At 45.1% G+C, this 18,952-nt stretch carries 15 protein-coding genes; 4 read left to right on the top strand and 11 right to left on the bottom strand.

All coding sequences use genetic code 11. The features are described 5' to 3' along the window. The 3 genes from VXP95_RS14165 to ilvD (VXP95_RS14155) form a co-directional block, all read right to left on the bottom strand. Positions 1-1,351 (bottom strand): hypothetical protein (locus VXP95_RS14165; RefSeq protein ID WP_416712261.1); only part of this gene is annotated, 1,351 nt, incomplete at its 3' end. Positions 1,352-1,501: 150 nt separating this feature from the next. Continuing rightward, complete coding sequence (ilvD, locus tag VXP95_RS14160; protein ID WP_416712260.1) at positions 1,502-3,187, bottom strand: dihydroxy-acid dehydratase; 1,686 nt, start codon at positions 3,185-3,187, stop codon at positions 1,502-1,504. A 305-nt stretch (positions 3,188-3,492) separates the two neighbouring features. Further along, complete coding sequence (gene ilvD / locus VXP95_RS14155; RefSeq protein WP_416712259.1) at positions 3,493-5,322, bottom strand: dihydroxy-acid dehydratase; 1,830 nt, start codon at positions 5,320-5,322, stop codon at positions 3,493-3,495. Positions 5,323-5,730: 408 nt separating this feature from the next. Between ilvD (VXP95_RS14155) and fmt the strand changes: the two genes are divergently transcribed. Both fmt and rsmB read left to right on the top strand, forming a co-directional pair. After that, positions 5,731-6,693, top strand: a complete 963-nt coding sequence (gene fmt, locus VXP95_RS14150) for a methionyl-tRNA formyltransferase (RefSeq protein ID WP_416681036.1) — start codon at positions 5,731-5,733, stop codon at positions 6,691-6,693. Further along, entirely contained in the window at positions 6,690-7,997 is a 1,308-nt protein-coding gene (gene rsmB, locus VXP95_RS14145) for a 16S rRNA (cytosine(967)-C(5))-methyltransferase RsmB (RefSeq protein ID WP_416712258.1), read from the top strand. Before fmt ends, rsmB begins: the two co-directional genes overlap by 4 nt. 71 nt (positions 7,998-8,068) lie before the next feature. Here the strand turns inward: rsmB and zupT are convergent, their stop codons facing one another. The 4 genes from zupT to VXP95_RS14125 form a co-directional block, all read right to left on the bottom strand. Further along, positions 8,069-8,878 (bottom strand): zinc transporter ZupT, encoded by an 810-nt coding sequence (zupT, locus tag VXP95_RS14140; RefSeq protein WP_416712257.1) that lies wholly within the window; start codon positions 8,876-8,878, stop codon positions 8,069-8,071. 88 nt (positions 8,879-8,966) lie between these two features. Next, positions 8,967-9,077 carry a methionine/alanine import family NSS transporter small subunit gene (locus VXP95_RS14135; protein WP_081406379.1) on the bottom strand — a complete coding sequence of 37 codons (111 nt, stop codon included), beginning with the start codon at positions 9,075-9,077 and terminating at the stop codon, positions 8,967-8,969. A gap of 10 nt (positions 9,078-9,087) precedes the next feature. After that, on the bottom strand, positions 9,088-10,563 hold the full coding sequence (locus tag VXP95_RS14130) for a sodium-dependent transporter (protein ID WP_416681038.1): 1,476 nt from the start codon (positions 10,561-10,563) through the stop codon (positions 9,088-9,090). Between the two features lie 596 nt (positions 10,564-11,159). Further along, positions 11,160-12,608, bottom strand: coding sequence for an aldehyde dehydrogenase family protein (locus VXP95_RS14125; RefSeq protein ID WP_416712256.1), 1,449 nt, complete (start codon positions 12,606-12,608; stop codon positions 11,160-11,162). Positions 12,609-12,742: 134 nt separating this feature from the next. Here VXP95_RS14125 and VXP95_RS14120 point away from each other — a divergent pair, with 134 nt between their 5' ends. Together VXP95_RS14120 and VXP95_RS14115 are read left to right on the top strand one after the other, a co-directional pair. Then, positions 12,743-13,432 carry a TIGR04219 family outer membrane beta-barrel protein gene (locus tag VXP95_RS14120; RefSeq protein ID WP_416712255.1) on the top strand — a complete coding sequence of 230 codons (690 nt, stop codon included), beginning with the start codon at positions 12,743-12,745 and terminating at the stop codon, positions 13,430-13,432. A gap of 383 nt (positions 13,433-13,815) precedes the next feature. Further along, entirely contained in the window at positions 13,816-14,367 is a 552-nt protein-coding gene (locus VXP95_RS14115) for a type 1 glutamine amidotransferase domain-containing protein (protein ID WP_064096852.1), read from the top strand. Between the two features lie 48 nt (positions 14,368-14,415). Here the strand turns inward: VXP95_RS14115 and VXP95_RS14110 are convergent, their stop codons facing one another. The 4 genes from VXP95_RS14110 to VXP95_RS14095 form a co-directional block, all read right to left on the bottom strand. Then, positions 14,416-14,739 (bottom strand): ankyrin repeat domain-containing protein, encoded by a 324-nt coding sequence (locus VXP95_RS14110; RefSeq protein ID WP_064096851.1) that lies wholly within the window; start codon positions 14,737-14,739, stop codon positions 14,416-14,418. Positions 14,740-14,756: 17 nt separating this feature from the next. Next, positions 14,757-15,431 (bottom strand): hypothetical protein, encoded by a 675-nt coding sequence (locus tag VXP95_RS14105; RefSeq protein WP_159516523.1) that lies wholly within the window; start codon positions 15,429-15,431, stop codon positions 14,757-14,759. 95 nt (positions 15,432-15,526) lie between these two features. Beyond that, on the bottom strand, positions 15,527-16,876 hold the full coding sequence (locus VXP95_RS14100; RefSeq protein WP_416712254.1) for an aromatic acid/H+ symport family MFS transporter: 1,350 nt from the start codon (positions 16,874-16,876) through the stop codon (positions 15,527-15,529). Between the two features lie 353 nt (positions 16,877-17,229). After that, complete coding sequence (locus VXP95_RS14095) at positions 17,230-18,594, bottom strand: MFS transporter (RefSeq protein WP_416712253.1); 1,365 nt, start codon at positions 18,592-18,594, stop codon at positions 17,230-17,232. Between the last annotated feature and the right edge of the window lie 358 nt (positions 18,595-18,952).

Below are 18,952 nucleotides of genomic sequence, written 5' to 3'. Positions count from 1 at the left end.
TTCGACAGTTAGTTAGCTTTTTAACCCCTAAACCTATGAAAATCGGGTGGGGATGATTTTTTTGTCGTGTGCAGAGATTACTCTTATACTTTTCTTCTAACACATTACTGAAAATACTTTCAATCATCCAGACCCGATATAAGCTATTAAATGTATAACTTTGATCATCTATGCGTAATTCCAGCACTGGAAAGTTTGGTTGCGACTTCATTTCACACAGCATGTCGTTATCCTGCAACTTGGCCAGAATATCATCCTGGGTCAGCTCCACAATATTTAACTGCTGTTGCAAACGCCTGAAATGTGGCGCATAAGACAGGTCTGCCCCTTGGGTCCACACGGCTTGCAAAATCTCATACATAGCCTCGATCCGCTGTTCTTCAGGACAGCTATAAAATAACTGGGCCATAGGTACGATTGCCTGCTCGGTCGGCCGGCAGAACGGGGTGAATTTAACATCAGTCCGTTTGGATAAACGAGTAGCCAGACTCCAGTCAAACTTGTCCCGGCCACGATAGGACAAGGGATAGACATTCAGCTGGATATTATAAAAATCCGCCAGCTCTTCCTTGATGTAGGCAAGCAATAGCCAGGAAATCGGATCTTCCAGCGCGATATACAAGTCCAGTTCCGGATCCATCGACTGGATCTCGTTCAGCTCTTCGGCATCACTGATCAGATGCTCACGCCATTCAATGTGATCGATCATAAAAATCGGATTACCGGTCAGCAGTTTTTGCTGCTCCAGACGCCGGGTGAGACGCAACAGGTCATCGACTGCCTGATACTGGCGTCCGCCTAAATTAAAATAGCTGGCCAGTATGGGCGTCTGGTCAAAAATACGTTCGGGAAAATCCTGTGGCTGATGATGGCGACTGGCCATGACATACAGGGTGCGCAACTTTCCGGTCTGCTTCTGCCAGAGCATATGGAATACATCTTCCAGCAAGTACAGAAAATCTTGTCCCCGCAGCGGTGTATAGCGCAAAATCAGTTCGGCCTGTTTTAAGGCCTCAGCACTCGGTAATTCCGGTGTGTCGTGAAAACTGAAGCGATGCTGTTTCGACAAGATCTTGGCATCATTAATCGTGTAGTGCTGCCATTCATCAAAAGACATCTGGTTCGGCGGTTCGGCATGCTCACTGGAAATGATCACTTTTAGCGGTTTTAATGCCGGACTTAAAATTTCTTCGAGCTGGGGCAACTGCTGTACCGCCAGATAACTGTACACATCGTCCAGTCTTAAATGGATACTCAGCCCATCTTCAATAGACAACACCGTTTGACGGGTCGGTTTTTGGTAAAACCAACTCGATCGGATTGGATCAAACCAACGGCGTAACAGGGACATGAGATCGGCCTCGACAAGAATGACTGTGCACAGCGCCATACAGTAGCAGCTGCACAGAATAATCTATTTTTAAAATTGCAGAACCAAAGCTCTGCATGGTGTAAAAACTTATATCAAGTCATAAGCAAATGTTCAATGTTTAACAATAGATTAGAGATCAAGATTCAGGTCAGTGACTGCTCCGGTTTCTGCACCTGAGGTCAGTTTGGCGAATTTGGCCAGCGCACCATGCGTATAGTTTGGCTGAGGTTTGGTCCAGGTCGCTTGACGTGCTGCAATCTCCTGTTCATCCACATGCCAGGTCATTTCCCGGGTTTCGGCATTAATCGAAATTTCATCGCCATTTTGCACCAGCCCAATCGGGCCACCTTCATAGGCTTCTGGCGTCACATGACCAATCACAAAACCGTGACTGCCGCCAGAGAAACGTCCGTCGGTAATTAATGCCACTGAATCACCCAGGCCTTTACCAATAATCGCAGAAGTCGGTTTCAGCATTTCTGGCATACCTGGCCCACCTTTAGGGCCGACGCCACGAATCACCACTACTTCACCCGGCTGGACTTCGCCATCCAGAATGCCACGCATCGCACCCTGCTCACCTTCAAAGACACGTGCCGGCCCTTTGAAGTGCAAGCCTTCCTTACCGGTAATTTTCGCCACGGCGCCTTTTGGTGACAGGTTACCTTTGAGAATCACCAGATGTGAGTCTTTTTTTACCGGCTTGTCAAAAGGTAAAATGATCTGCTGACCTTCCGGATAATCTTTTACATCGGCTAGGTTTTCTGCCAGCGTCTTACCTGTGACCGTTAAACAGGACCCATCCAGCATGCCGGCATCCAGCATGCGCTTCATCAGTGGTTGAATCCCGCCTATCGCGATCAGTTCTGACATTAAATATTTACCTGATGGGCGCACATCGGCCACCACCGGAATATCTTTGCCAATCCGCACGAAATCATCTAGGCTTAGTTCCACCCCTGCGGTATGCGCCATGGCCAAAAGATGTAGTACCCCGTTGGTTGAACCACCCAGTGCAATCAAGACCTTGATCGAATTTTCGAAAGCAGCCTTGGTCATGATGTCACGTGGCTTGATATTCAGTCGCAACAGATTCATGACTGCTTCACCGGCACGGGCACAGTCGATTTGCTTGTCTTCCGAAACTGCTTCCTGCGCGGAGGAACCCGGCAGGCTCATGCCAAGTGCTTCAATTGCAGAGGCCATCGAGTTGGCCGTATACATGCCGCCACAGGAGCCCGGACCCGGCAAGGATACTTCTTCAATATGCTTGACCTGAATCGCGTTAATTTCGCCTTTGGCATACTGACCTACCGCTTCAAATACCGAAATCATGTCGGTATGACCTTCACCGGGTTTGATGGTACCGCCATAAATAAACAGACCGGGGCGGTTTAGACGAGCCAGTCCCATAATGCAGCCCGGCATGTTTTTATCACAGCCGCCAATCGCAATAACCCCATCATAGGCCTGACAGCCAACCACAGTTTCAATCGAATCGGCAATAATTTCACGCGATACCAATGAATATTTCATCCCTTCCGTACCGTTGGAAATCCCGTCAGAAATGGTAATGGTATTGAAGATAATACCCTTGCCGCCCGCAGCACTCACGCCCTGCTCGACAGTTCTGGCCAAACCATCAATATGCATATTACATGGTGTGACATTGGCCCAGGTTGAGGCAATCCCAATGAATGGCCGATCAAAATCAGCATCTTTAAAACCGGTAGCACGCATCATGGATCGCGCCGGTGCATTTTCAATGCCTTCATAAACGGGGGCTGAATGCTCGCGGATATTATCTTTACTCATTATTTTCTTCCTGGGCGATGACCAATTTTAAGCGTCGGTCTTGGACAATTTATTTTAAGGTCATTGTATAGAAAGCATTCAGTATGTAAAAGAAATTCGCCTACAGAAAAACATTTTGATGAATCCTTAAAAATTTGAATCACATGACCAAGCGACATGGATGTCGCTGTTCCGCTGCCATACGGGCAAACGTGCGACTTCCTGTCGCACTCCACTGGGCAAAATTTGGCAAGTCTAAACATAGTTTCTTGTATAAAAAAAGCACCCCGTCTGGAGTGCTTTCTTGCGCTATAAAAATTTACAGCTTAGATTTCACGTACCGCACCTTTTGCCGCACTGGTGGTATGCATGGCATATGCTTTCAGGGCTTTCGAAATTTTGCGTGGGCGCTCCTCTACCGGGTGCCAGCCCTTAGCGTCCTGTGCTGCACGGCGGTCTGCCATGACAGCGTCATCAATAGCCAGGTGAATGGTACGGTTTGGAATATCGATTTCAATACGGTCACCATCTTCAACCAGACCAATTGCACCGCCTTCAGCTGCTTCTGGCGATACATGTCCAATCGACAGACCTGATGAGCCGCCAGAGAAACGGCCATCAGTTAACAGTGCGCATTCCTTACCTAAACCTTTCGATTTCAGGTAGCTGGTTGGATACAGCATTTCCTGCATGCCCGGCCCACCGCGTGGACCTTCATAGCGAATCACCACCACATCACCTGCAGTAATCTTGCCACCCAGAATCGCGTCTACCGCAGCATCCTGACTTTCAAAAACACGTGCAGTACCGTTGAATTTCAGGATCGAATCATCTACACCCGCAGTTTTTACAATACAGCCATCGAGCGCGATGTTACCGTAAAGTACAGCCAGACCACCGTCCTGAGAGAAGGCATGTTCTGCATTACGGATCACCCCATTTTCACGGTCACCATCTAGACGTGAATAATAACGGTCTTGTGAGAATGCAGTTTGTGTTGGTACACCACCTGGAGCTGATTTGAAGAATTGATACACTCCTTCATCATCAGTACGAATGATGTCCCATTTATCCAAGGCATCTTTCAACGTTGCTTCATGAACGGTGGGTACAGACGTATCCAGCAGACCTGCACGGTCCAACTCACCCAGAATTGACATGATCCCGCCAGCACGGTGTACGTCTTCCATATGCACGTCCTGCTTCGCCGGTGCCACTTTACACAGTACAGGTACTTTACGGGATAGACGATCGATATCATCCATAGTGAAGTCCACACCAGCTTCATTCGCTGCAGCCAGCAGGTGCAATACGGTATTGGTTGAACCACCCATGGCAATATCCAGGGTCATGGCATTTTCATAGGAGGCTTTGGTGGCAATTGAACGTGGCAGTACGCTGTAATCGTCCTGTTCATAATGACGTTTGGTAATTTCAACAATCAGTTGACCCGCACGTTCGAACAGTTTTTTACGGTTGGCATGCGTCGCCAGAGTTGAACCGTTACCTGGAAGTGACAGACCCAAGGCTTCAGTCAGGCAGTTCATGGAATTGGCAGTAAACATGCCTGAACATGAACCGCAAGTTGGGCATGCAGAACGTTCATACTCTGCGACTTCTTCATCGGTATAGCTGTCGTCTGCGGCTACAATCATCGCATCAATCAGGTCAATCGCTTTATCATTACCACGGATTTTGACTTTACCCGCTTCCATCGGACCGCCAGAGACAAATACCACTGGAATGTTCAGGCGCATCGCGGCCATCAACATTCCCGGGGTGATCTTGTCACAGTTCGAAATACACACCATGGCATCGGCACAATGTGCATTGACCATGTACTCAACCGAGTCTGCAATCAGATCCCGTGAAGGTAATGAATACAGCATGCCGTCATGTCCCATCGCGATTCCGTCATCCACCGCAATGGTATTGAATTCTTTTGCTACACCGCCTGATGCTTCAATTTGACGTGCCACCAGCTGACCCAGGTCTTTGAGATGTACATGACCCGGTACAAACTGGGTAAAGGAGTTCACTACCGCAATAATCGGTTTACCGAAATCTTCATCCTTCATACCGGTGGCACGCCATAAACCGCGTGCGCCAGCCATATTTCTTCCGTGTGTCGATGTTTTTGAACGATAGTCAGGCATTTTATACTTCCAACAAAGTTTGAGCTTGCAATGAATCGGACAGATCCACTCTGGCTAAATCATACTGACAAGGAGCTTAAATCAGTTGAATTTTAAACCTATCATACTACAAGCCCTTGTTTTACCAGATGGCCTTTTGGATGTAGATGCAGGCAAAAATGTCTATAGAGAGGTTTTGGCGATCTGACGATAAAAATTTCTGGATGAAATCTACTATAACGCCATCACCCTTGCGACAATACAAAACTTTCATGAATAATTTTTACAATTTGCATGAGTTTTTTTTATATAAAAATTCCACTGAAATTCAAGCACTCACAGGCCCTATTCGATAAGTTTTGGTAAGGATTAGGCTGAAATTTGGCTTTTGGCTTATAATACGCTTTAAGTTTATTTGGAATTTCATGTGTGAAGATCATATTTGCAGGCACACCAGAATTTGCAGCGACTGCATTGGCTGCGCTGCTCAAAACCAATCATGAAATTGTGGCGGTTTATACCCAACCTGACCGCAAGGCTGGACGTGGACAAAAACTTACGGCCTCTGCAGTGAAGCAGTTGGCGCTTGAACACCATATTCCGGTCTATCAGCCTTTACATTTCAAGTCATCGACTGAAGAAGGTCTGGCGGCACAGGCGGAACTCAAAGCTTTAAATGCAGATGTGATGGTGGTGGCGGCTTATGGTCTGATCCTGCCACAAGTGGTTCTGGATACGCCAAAATATGGTTGCCTGAATATACACGGTTCACTGTTGCCACGCTGGCGCGGTGCAGCCCCGATTCAGCGCGCGATTGCTAGCGGCGATACCGAAACGGGTGTGACCATTATGAAAATGGCAGCTGGTCTGGATACCGGGGATATGATGTATAAAACACGATGTCCGATTACTGCCGAGGATACTTCTGCCAGCCTGCATGACAAACTGGCGCTGCAAGGTGCTGAGGCGATTGTGGCCGTGCTTGAATCGGAACAGACCTTACAGCACTATCTTGAGACTCGCGAAGTCCAGGATGAAAGCCTGACGGTTTACGCGCATAAACTGTCAAAAGCCGAAGCACAAATTGACTGGACCCAGCCTGCAGCAGCCATTGACCGTAATATTCGTGCTTTTAATCCCTGGCCGGTGGCATTCACCCCACTGGATGACGGCAACAATTTACGCATCTGGAATTCATCACTTTCCACGCAAAATGCAAGCAATGCCCTGCCTGGTGAAGTGATTGCCCTGGATAAAGACGGCGTACATGTGATGTGTGGCGATCAACATGCCATTTGCATCACCAATCTGCAATGGCCAGGCGGCAAAGCCCTGAATGCTGTTCAAATTAATCAAACTCAAAAACTATCGGTAGGATATAAATTCGCATGAGCCAAATTCAATCATCAGCTAAAAACTTGAATTTGCGCGCGCAAGTTGTAAAAACGCTATTGGCTGTACAAAATGGTCAATCACTTGCTTCTGTACTTAATCAACATATCAACATCGTGTCTGAGCGTGACCGTGGTCTTTATCACGAGTTAACTCTAGGCTGTTTACGTCAGTGGCATGGCCTTAAAGCCATCACCCTGCCGCTGTTAACCAAACCTCTCGATAACCAGGCTCTAGAGAGCTGCTTATATTTGGGTTTGTACCAGATTCTATGTACCCGTATTCCGGCACATGCTGCGATTTCAGAAACCGTAACTGCTGCCAAACAACTGGGCTTTGAACCTTTAAGCGGTCTGGTCAATGCGGTACTGCGTCGTGTTTCACGTGAAACAGAAGAATTTGACCTGGCTTTAAATCAGGCGCATGGCCTGCCAAGCTGGCTCTACAAGCGTTTAAAGAAAGACTGGCCGGAACAGCTTGCCGAGCTGTCACATGACTTGAAACAGATTGCACCGCTCACTTTGCGTGTCAATGTCAATCAGGTCAGCCGTGATGAATATCTGGAAATTCTGGAAGAAGAAGGCTATGAGGCACGTGCCTGCACTCTTTCTGAAGTTGGCATCGTTCTGGAACAGAATGTGCATATTCCGAACCTGCCAGGCTATGAAGCCGGCGGTTTCTCGGTTCAGGATGAACATGCCCAGCTTTGCGCGACTTTAGTGCCTGATCTTGAAGGCAAAGTCGTGGTCGATGCCTGTGCCGCTCCGGGTGGTAAAACCGCGCATATATTGGAAAAATATAGCCCGAAAAAACTGTATGCCATTGATCAGGACGCCAAACGTTTAGTCCGTGTGGCAGAAAATCTGGAACGTCTATTGTTAACTGAATATGCCGACGTTGAAATTATTGCGGCTGATGCGATCACCTGGACAGCTCCGGAGCCTGTCGACTGTATCGTTCTCGATGCACCGTGTTCTGCAATTGGTGTGATCCGTCGTCATCCGGATATCCGTTTACTGCGTCAGTCTACCGATATTCCGAAAACGGTTGAGCTGCAAAAGCAGATTCTGGAAAATATGTGGCAGCAACTGAAAGTCGGTGGTACTTTGCTCTACATCACCTGTTCAATTCTGAAAGCCGAAAACGAACAGCAGATGGTCGAGTTTTTTAATACCCATGCCGATGTCAAAGAAATCAAGATCGAAGCCGATTGGGGCATCGAGCAGATTCATGGTCGTCAGTTGTTGCCGAAAGCAGATCAAGGCGATGGCTTCTTCTATTGCCGTATAGAAAAAACGGCATAAGTCATATGTTTAAAATGAAAGGCAGCCTAAGCTGCCTTTTTTTATGGGTCGTAATTCAGGGAATATCAGACTTATTGAATAAATTTAAAAATTACCAGACTAGTAGCCAAGGCAGCCATGCCGCTCACCAATCCATAGACTGTTTCATGCCCTTCAGAATAGCGTTTTGCCGTCGGCAATAATTCATCCAGCGCCAGATAAACCATCACACCGCCAATCACGCCAAAAATCAGGCCATAGACCGTTTCATTCATATAAGGCGCCAGAATAAAATATCCCAAGGCTGCACCCAGAGGCTCGGCCAGTCCCGAAACCAGGCTGGCCCAGAGAGCATAATCTTTACGGCCGGTGGCCATATAGACCGGCAAGGCAATCGCCACACCTTCTGGCACGTTATGAATCGCAATCGCGACCGCCAGAGGTGCACCCAGAGCAGGACTTTCCAGAGTGGCAAAAAATGTTGCCAGTCCTTCCGGCAAGTTATGGGCACTAATCGCAAACAGGGTCAGCATGCCAGTACGCAGTAACTGTTGTGAACTGACTCCCTTGGCAGACTGGGTTTCAATAGTATCATGCGGATTCGGGACAAAGCGGTCCAGCAATAACACCAGCACCACGCCCAGTAAAAAAGCAAAAGTGCCAAAGGCGAAACCGGTTTTTTCACCAAAATCCACAGTGAAGGACGCAATCGACTTATTCAGAATTTCGGTTAAAGAAACATAGACCATGGCACCGGCAGCAAAGGCCAGACCAAAAGCAAGCAGGCGGAAATTGGGTTTTTTTAAGAACAGTACCAGTCCACCCCCCACTACGGTAGCCAGACCGGCCAAAAAAGTCACGGCAAAAGCTGTATAGACTTGTCCATCTGAAACGGAAATCATGTCAAAGCATCAGCCATTAAAAAAGTCATTATCATCAAAGATGATAATGACTTCCGTTGCTTGTAAATGTAGGTTTATGTCAAGATTTTTAGTCTTCTGGTTCTTCCGGATTTTTTGCCAGATGAATAACCGCCAGTACCAGCCCTCCCCATAATAGAACGATGGAGAAAATCATCATGATCAGTGCAGATGTATTCATATTTATTCTCCTAACTACGACGGTCTTTGACTAGACTTAACAAAATGGCGCCCAGGATAAAGAATGCCATGACGCCTCCGCCAACCAGCCACAAGGTACTGGCAGGATAATCACCATAACCTTCGGTCATAATCGATTTCAGAGTCAGGCCGAGTGCCAGTAATAAAGACAAAGGGGTGACGAAGGTCAGCATGAAATTCCAGCTGCGTCCCAGCTTCACGCTGGCAAACTGGTTAACATGGTCTTCCAGTTGTTTCATCAATGGACGGCGGAACCACGACAACAGAATAATCGATACCAGTCCACCACCGACAATACCAATATTATTGGCAAAATAATCAATGATATCGACAAAGGTAACGGCACTATGCGTCGAGAACATCAGGGTAGAAATGACCGCCGAACCACCCGCAATGATTGTGACTGACTTGTTCTTCGACCAGCCCAGTTTGTCCTGGAATGCCGCGATCGGAACTTGCAGGATACTCACCATCGAGGTAATACCGGCAACCGTCAATGACGCGAAGAACAGGAAGCCAAACAGGTCACCACCTGCCCCTAAACTGGAAATAATTTTCGGGAATGCAATAAAGGCCAGACCAATACCGCCAGACACTACATCTTCAACTTTAGCACCTGAACTGAACGCCATAAAACCAAGCGCTGCAAATACCCCAATACCCGCCAGAATTTCAAAAGACGAGTTGGCCAGTGCCACCACGATTCCCGAACCGGTCAGGTTAGTTTTGCGTTTCAAATAAGAGGCATAGGTCAACATAATCCCAAAGCCCACCGACAGTGAGAAGAAGATATGACCAAAAGCGGCCAGCCAGACTTTATAGTTGGTCATGGCTTCCCAGTTCGGGGTAAAGAAAGCATTTAAGCCATCAACTGCACCCGGTAAGCGCACTGCCTGAATCACCAGAATGGAAAATAAAACCACCAGCAATGGCATAAAGATTTTATTGGCCAGCTCTACTCCACGGCGTACCCCACCGTAAAGAATCAACATAACTGCAGCCCAGACCACCACCAGACCAAAGAACAGTGTAGGCACAAAACCTAAGGTCAGACCTTCACCATTTTGCAGGTAGGAGTTGAAGAAAAAGGCTTGGGTATCTGTACCCCATTGCTGTCCAAAGGAATAGAACATATAACTGCCGGCCCAGGACAATACGCTGGCATAGTAAATCCCGATCACTAGCGTCACCATGACCTGCCACCACCCCAGGGATTCGGCATTCATGAGTTTCTTGTAGGCCATAGGCGGCGCTTTGCGGAACTTGTGTCCGACTGCGTAATCTAAAAATAGTAAAGGTAAACCTGCTGCGAAAATCGCAATCAGATAAGGGATCAGGAATGCCCCGCCACCATTTTCATAGGCCACATAAGGGAAACGCCAGATATTCCCCAAACCAACGGCGGAACCAATCGCTGCAATAATAAATCCCGAGCGTGCGGACCAATTCTCACGAGTTTCTGTCATAGAACACCTAAACTTTTAACTCCTTCAGATGCTGCTTGTTATGGTTATAGCGCAAGCAAAAAAAGAAGCATTTCAATAATTTTGGGTGTTTGAATTAGAGGGCACCTTGTGGGTGTCGAATTCTAATATACAAACAGGTCAGCAGGTCTTACAGCTTGCTTAAAGTCTGATCGAAAAACTGACCTTGTAGATGATTTAACAATACTGACTTTTGTAAATTTTTTCTGTAAATTCTGCTCAAAATATTCGTTATTTATAATCTGTTTGAATTAATTGCTCAATAATTCTACGGAAAAGACTTTATTTTTAATGTTATATATTGACAAACTTTTTGGAATATATTTTTTATTAAGTTTTACTACAGACTTATGGTTCTTAAAGCTTTTCCTGTCATCAAGATAAATCGCTGTTTAATACTCTGTGTTTAAGCGCTACAAATCTCTACGGATGAAGCCCCTTTTTCTGGTGGAAGTATATATGGAGCAGAGTCTTTCCCTGCTCCGGCCTGAAATTTAAGATTATGCAATAGCCCCAGACCTCCATCACCCGATTGAAAAACCACCCGGCTTGCGATCTGGGCAATGAACATGCTGAACTTAAGCTTTAATGACCAGCATGCGCTCTTCCTGCATGTCGCGAATGGCGGACTGAATCCCTTCACGGCCCAGACCCGAATCTTTTACCCCGCCATAGGGCATGTTATCCACCCGGAAAGACGGTATATCATTGATGATGACACCACCGACATGCAGATGATCCCAGGCATATAGCATCTTGTTCAGATTCTGGGTATAGACCCCGGCCTGCAGGCCAAAACGGCTGCAGTTGATACAGGCAATACCGGATTCAAAATCGGTATAAGGTTCAATCATGGCCACTGGACCAAAGACTTCATCCCGATAGATTTCCAGATTCTGATCCACATTCTCCAGCAAGGTCGGTGCGAACAGTACCTCGTCCAGTTTGCCACCAGCCAGAATTTTTGCATCTTTTTTCACGGCTTTATCTAGCCATGCTTCTAACCGTTTGGCTTCGGCTTTCTTGATCATCGGCCCCACCAAAGTCGTGCTCAGATTCGGATCATCTGCTTTAAGCGTTTTCAGCTTGGCTACCATTTTCTGTTTCACGTCATCATAGATATCCTGATGTACCAGAATCCGCTGCACACTGATACATACCTGTCCGGCATGACCATAAGCACCACCGATCAGGCGGCTAATCAGTGCATCATTAATCTCTGTATCTGGCTCGATCATCACTCCAGCATTGCCGCCCAGCTCCAGGGTAACTTTTTTACGGCCGGCACGGGCTTTCATGTCCCAGCCCACTGCATCAGAGCCGGTAAAGCTGAGTAATTTAAAGCGGTCATCGGTGACCAGCACATCGGCCAGTTCTCGTGGACAGGGTAAAACTGAAAATGCCCCATGAGGCAACTCAGTTTCTGCCAGAATCTCGGCAATTTTAAGCGCAGAAATTGGAGTCAAACTTGCCGGTTTCAGTACAAAAGGACATCCGGCTGCAATCGCAGGTGCAATTTTATGCGCAGTCAGGTTCAAGGGAAAATTAAAGGGACTAATCAGAGACACCGCACCAATCGGCACCTGTTTGACCATTCCCTGATACCCTGAAGCTGCCGCAGTGACGGCCAACGGCAGGATGCGTCCCTGATCCATCTGGGTCACGGCATCTGCTGCGATCTGAAAGGTATTGATCAGGCGTTCTACTTCAGCTTCTGCAGCTTTACGTGGTTTACCGCCCTCTGCAATCAGGATTTCAGTCAGTTCTTCATGAATTTCGCGGAAACGTCGCACACAGTGCAGCAGAATTTTCTGTTTCTGGAACGGCTCTAATGCGGCCATCTCGGTTTCAGCATCTGTCGCAGACTGAATTGCCTGTTCCAGCGTGCTGGCATCTGCCAGGGCGACACGTGCATACAGCTTCTGGCTATATTTATGTTTAACCTCCAGCCATTCCCCTGTCTGAACAGCCTGACCGGCGACATATAATGCATAATCTTTATGCTGTTTTGCTTCTACAGATACCATCTTCTCGTCCTTCAACATCCAAGGATATACATTTTTGAAATTCTCTATATCATGCACTTGCTCAGACATATAAAGAAGATGTTTTTAAGTAACAGACCGGCCCGATTTGAAGCAAGCTATAAGGAAATAGAGCCATGCGCGCAAACATACTCACCTCACTATTATTAGGTTTTGGACTCAGCTCATTCAGTCATGCAGATGTGATTGGCGTAAAAGCTGATCTTAGTTACTGGAATTTTGATGGCTATAGTCAAGACAACAATTTCAAGCATGAACTGGATCGGCAAGGTACCGCACAGCTATCTGTTGCTGTGGAGCATCCTGTACCCTTGCTACCAAATGCGAAAATCAGATATGTCAATCTGGACAGTAACAGCGAACAAAGCTCGCCTGCCAATGCCGCAGATATCAAGCTGAATAACATTGACTATATTCTGTATTACGAACTACTTGATACCGTAGTACATGCCGATATTGGTGCTGGTCTTAGCAATCTGGATGGTACGGTGAGAAACCTGAATGCAGGTGCTCTGAACCAATATGATCTGGATGAATACAGTCCGCTACTCTATGCAACAGTTGGCGTAAAACTGCCATTTACCGGTATGAGTGCCAAAGCCGAGGCCATTTACACGCATGGCAGTGATAGCAAAAAAACCGATGTACAGGCCGAACTGCAATATGACTTTATTGATAATCTGTTGGTCGATGTCGGGGCCAAAGTCGGTTATCGCATGATGCAGGTGGATTTTGAACAGGATCAACGACCAGATTTACAGCTGGAATTTAGAGGTCCTTATATGGGTCTGGATGTACACTTTTAATGACATGCCACTGCTTCAGTCTACACAGCTCAATTTCTCTGCGCTGTTGTAAGCCAAAGCGTACATTGATAAGCGTAATCTGCTGCTAGTAGCCTGTCGGGATGTATATTATCTTATAAACATAGAGAGCAGGATGCTCCAAGAAGACCTAAAAACAAGAATAACATCGCAACACCAGGACGTGAGGTACGACAGGAGTTATACCTAAATCACGAGATACGGAAAAGCCCCGACAGGATGTCGGGGCTTTTTTTCTGCATATTCCTTTTCATATACATTGCTTTATTTATCATTGCTTAACAGTTCCGAGTTAAAACTCCAACATTGTAAAAATCTGCTTGTTGTTAAGCTAAAAATCCTCACATTTTTTGGGAACAGCAATCATGGTAAAAAAGGTCCTCTTTATTACATCCAATCAAGGCGTTGAACATGATGAACTGACTGAGCCTTTAAATTTTTTAAAGTCCAAAGGTTTTGAAGTGATTCATGCCGCAGAAAAAAATGAAGATGTCGCCACTGTCAAAGGTGATACCAAAGCTGCTACCCAATATACGCCGGATACCAGTTTCGACCATGTCGATCTGAATGATTATGATTTGTTGGTGATTCCAGGCGGTACAGTCAACGCGGATACTCTAAGAATCAATCAGGATGCGCAGAAAATCATTCAGCATTTTGCCGACAATCACAAACCGATTGCCGCGATCTGTCATGGGCCATGGGCCTTAATTGATGCAGATCGAATTAAAGATAAGAATCTGACTTCATATAAGAGTATCAAGCTGGATCTGGAAAATGCTGGCGCGAAATGGGTCGATGAAGAAGTTCATCGTTGCAATACCGGCGACTGGGTACTGATTACTTCACGTAATCCGGATGATATTCCGGCCTTTAATGAAGCCATTTTAAAAGAACTTGAAGATGAAGCTGCTTAAGCTCCTACCAATAAAAAAGAACCTCAGCATTGAGGTTCTTTTTTATATTCAGACACCACCAGCCAGACTTTTCAGATAAGCCACAACCTCTTTGTTGCCTGCCATTTCAGCCAGCTCTAAAGCAGTATTTGGACTGCGATGGGCAATATCTGCACCTTTGCTAACCAAGAGTTTAACCACTTCCAGATGATCATTTTCAGCAGCGGCCTGTAAGGCGCTATAGCCTTCTTCGTCGGCGGAGTTGACGTCCAGACCTTCCTGTAGCGCCTGCTCGACTTGTTCAACGTCACCTAAAGATGCCCAGTACACCAGTTCAGGAAGATGTAATTCGTCATCATCTTCAGGGATTGGGGAGAATGAGTCGAATTGCATAGAATCTACCTCAAGATTTATTTTAAGTCTGAGGGTATAAAAGCATATCCATTATAACTAATCCAATCCATGTGCAAAAAATTTCCTAATGATTTAACTGACTCAATATTAGCTGTAGGACCCATTAAAAAACTAGAGAAAACATTTCTTTTATTATTTTCTTTATATTCATGGATATACCATACACCCTGTATATGTTTTCTTTGAATATTGCCTTGTTCATCTTTTCTATGTAATAGACGACTTATTTCTTGGTAAATAAAATCTTGATCATGAAAATCATTTCTTTCATTTAGAAGAACTAATATCCCTGTGCAATCATCTTTTCCTATAGCTTTTTTAGTTTCAGAGATTTGTTTATCTGCTGATGAAAGAAGTGATCGCAAATTTCGAGAGGCATAATCACATAATTTATTTCTAATAAAATTAGGATCTTTATGTTTTTGGATCAACTCTTCAATATGTACAGTCCCAAAAAATTCTGGGAAATCCTGATCTTTATCTACTTGATCATTTGTAAAGTCATTAATTGTACTCTGTCTATCTTTTTCTAAAAATTTGACTTCCAAAATCCATGAGCGCTCAAAAGCAAAATAATCTGCCTTACGCCCTATAAATTTAATATCCTGTATATCATCTATCGATTCATATTCAGAATCCGCAAACTTCTTAAAACGATCATTTAGGTTCATTTATTTATCACTTTTTTAATATTTTTAAAATTTATCATTTAATGATAATAATAAAAAAGCCCCCTTTCGGAGGCTTCTTATTTAAAAACTTAGCTTTAAGCTTTAGATACTGCGGGTTCAATTGAACCAATCTTCTCAGGCTCATTGTCATGCATGATTAACGCAACAGCAATTGCAGTAATCAGAACCGGTAAACCGACTGCCATAAAGTTGAAGTAGGCTGGCAGGTTCATTCCCAGTAAGCCACCAATCAGGATCGGCCCTACAATCGCTCCCATACGACCAATCGCAGAAGACCAGCCAATACCTGTCGAACGTACCGCAAGTGGGTAGAACTGCGCAACATAGCTATATAGCAACATTTGTGAACCAATTGACGCTGCACCGGCCAGGAACACCAGGATGTAAAGTAAGAATTGGTTAGATGCAAAGCCCATTGAGCTCATCACAATCGCACCCATCATACCCAGGAACATCAGTACCGGTTTCAGGTGGAAACGATCCGCAAGAATACCGCCACCGACAATACCCACAACCGCACCAACGTTCATCACCATCATGAACATCAGACTGTTGTCCATCGAGTAGCCTGCCGCCATCATTAACTTCGGTAACCAGCTGCTCAGCGCATACATGGTTAACAGACAAGTGAAGAACGCGACCCAGAACAGTAAGGTATTCACCGCACGACCACGACGGAACAAGCTCACCACATTAGCGGCTTCAGGCACATTTTCCTGCGGCAAAGTAAAAGTCGTGTTCTCGGTGACTTTCAGATTTGGTTCCAGGCGACGTACGATGCGACGCGCTTCCGTCTGCTTGTTCTGTTTCACAATGAAGGCAAGTGATTCAGGCAGGAATTTCCAGATCACTGGCAATAAAAACAGGGGAATACCCGCAATAAAGAACATGATTTCCCAACCAAAAGTTGGGGTAAACCATGAGCCCAATAATGCGGCCATTACGCCACCGACTGCATAACCACTAAACATGGTGGTCACCAGCGTACTGCGCATTTTTTGTGGGGCATATTCAGACGTCAATGCCACCAGGTTTGGCATGACACCACCAATACCTAAGCCGGCAAGAAAACGTAAAATACCGAATTCGGTTGGGTTTGAAGCAAAGCCACCGGCAAAAGTTAAACCACTAAATAATACAATACAGATCATGATCACTTTCTTGCGACCAATCTTGTCCGCTAGGGAACCAAAGATCATCGCACCAAACATCATGCCGGCCAGTGCGGTACTTGCAAGCATTCCGGCCTGCACTGCACTTAAGCCCCAGTCTTGCATCAATAACGGTAAAACCACACCATTAATTGCTAAATCGTAGCCATCAAATAGGATAATGAGTAAACACCAAGCAACTACATTGAAGTGGAAAGGCGTGAATTTCGCATTATCGACTACAGAATTTATATCTACTGTTTCCGTTGTCATCGTTCTCATCTCCCATGAGTACTTGTCCGTAAAATCCTTTTGAATATACGAGTGAATATTCAAGTTTTAGCAATATACGCAAGTGGAATTTGAGGCACAATAAGACTAATTGATATTCTGCTATGCATATTTCAATACCATTTTTTTGCGTGATATATCACGTTTTCATTAAGATAAACTACTGAATATTCGAATAATTGTAATTTTAATTAAACTGAACTTATAACAGGTGTTTGAATTATTTATTTTTTGATTTATTCAATTCTTTATGAACTGTATGCAAAAGCCCCTTTTATCGAAGGGGCTTTTGTCATCCAATAGAAGTTTAAGTCATTGTGATTGGCAAAAAGTGACTAGGTTTTAACCGAATTCAGTTTTTGTTTGGAAAGTAATGTTTCCGCATTTCTTTCCGCGTTCAGATCTTTGCGTACAATCAGAGCGACTGAAATTGCCCCAATAATGGCTGGAATTGCAACTGCCAGGAAGTTCATTTTGTGTGGCAACTCCATACCCAACAGGAATCCAATAATAATCGGCCCCACAATGGCGCCTACCCGACCGACTGCTGAAGCACAGCCAATACCTGTAGAACGGATTGACAGTGGATAGTACTGGGCTACAAAGCTGTAGAGCAGAATACTACTACCAATCGCTGAAGCACCAGCAGCGGCAACCAGCAGATAGATCACGGCTTGTGGAGAGTTAAAGCCTAATCCGACCAGTGAAACTGCACCTAGCAGGAACATGCCAATGATGACCGGTTTCAGATGGAAACGGTCAGCCAGAATACCGCCACCAATAGTTCCAATCACTGCACCAATATTCATGGCCATCAGGAACATCAGACTATTACCTAGAGAATAACCCGCTGCCATCATCAGTTTTGGTAACCAACTACCCAATGCATAAACCATCAGCAGACACATAAAGAAGCAGCACCAGAATAATAAAGTACTCATGCTCCTCCCCTGTCTGAACAGGGCAGCAATTGAAGCATCAGGTGCGTGTACTTCATTTAGTACAAACTGGGTACGAGCGGTAACATTTTGCTCAGGACTGATCTGCTGAACAATTTTACTGGCCTTGTCATTTTGCTGTTTTTTAACAAGAAAAGTTAAAGATTCTGGTAAATAGAACCATAAAACCGGAATAATTAATAATGGAATTCCGGCAATGTAGAACATGATTTCCCAGCCAAAACTTGGGGTTAACCAGGCACCGAGCAAGGCCGCCATAATACCACCCACCGCATAACCGCTAAACATGGTGGTGACTAGAGTACTACGCATTTTTTGTGGCGCATATTCAGAAGTGAGTGCAACCAGATTGGGTAATACACCGCCAATACCTAAACCTGCAATGAAACGCAGGATACCGAATTCAGTCGGATTAGAGGCAAAACCACCCCAGAACGTAAATCCGCTGAACAAGGTTACACAAATCAGAATGACATTTTTTCGTCCAATTTTATCTGCCAGCATACCGAAAAACATGGCACCAAACATCATGCCTGCCAGAGCAGTACTGGCCAGCATTCCGGCTTGAACTGCCGTCATATTCCATTCTTGCATCAGTAGCGGTAAAGCAACACCGTTAATTGCCAAATCATAACCGTCAAAAATCACGACAAATACGCACCAGAGTACGATCTTTAAATGAAAAGGTTTAAACTTTGCCTCATCCACTACAGCATTCACATTTACCGTTGTTGCTGTCATTTTTCCTCACCTCCAATTGTGAGCTTTTTTATTCTATGAAAAAATGAATGGTCATTCACTTTTGTATACAAAATGGATGATTATTTTTACTTTGTCTACTGCAAAACATACCAAGTTAAGTAATTTTAAAAAATTTGGACTAAAGTTTTAGCAGGAATGGTTTTAAATAAAGTGCTAGTAACATAAAGCTAGCTTAATTTAATTATACTTTTCACGTTATTTATATTTTTATTAATCACATTTAATAAGAGTTTCTACTTATCTTTCAATAAATTCCCGCACATAAAAAAACACCCCCGGCCTTTAGACCGGGGGTGTTTTGAATAATGAGCTGGCGATGACTTACTCTCACATGGGT

Origin of the sequence: Acinetobacter sp. 226 (assembly GCF_048147925.1) — a bacterium.
GTDB classification, from domain to species: domain Bacteria; phylum Pseudomonadota; class Gammaproteobacteria; order Pseudomonadales; family Moraxellaceae; genus Acinetobacter; species Acinetobacter pecorum.
The sequence above is the reverse complement of the archived record's forward strand: the minus strand, read 5'-3'. Positions and strand labels throughout refer to the sequence as shown.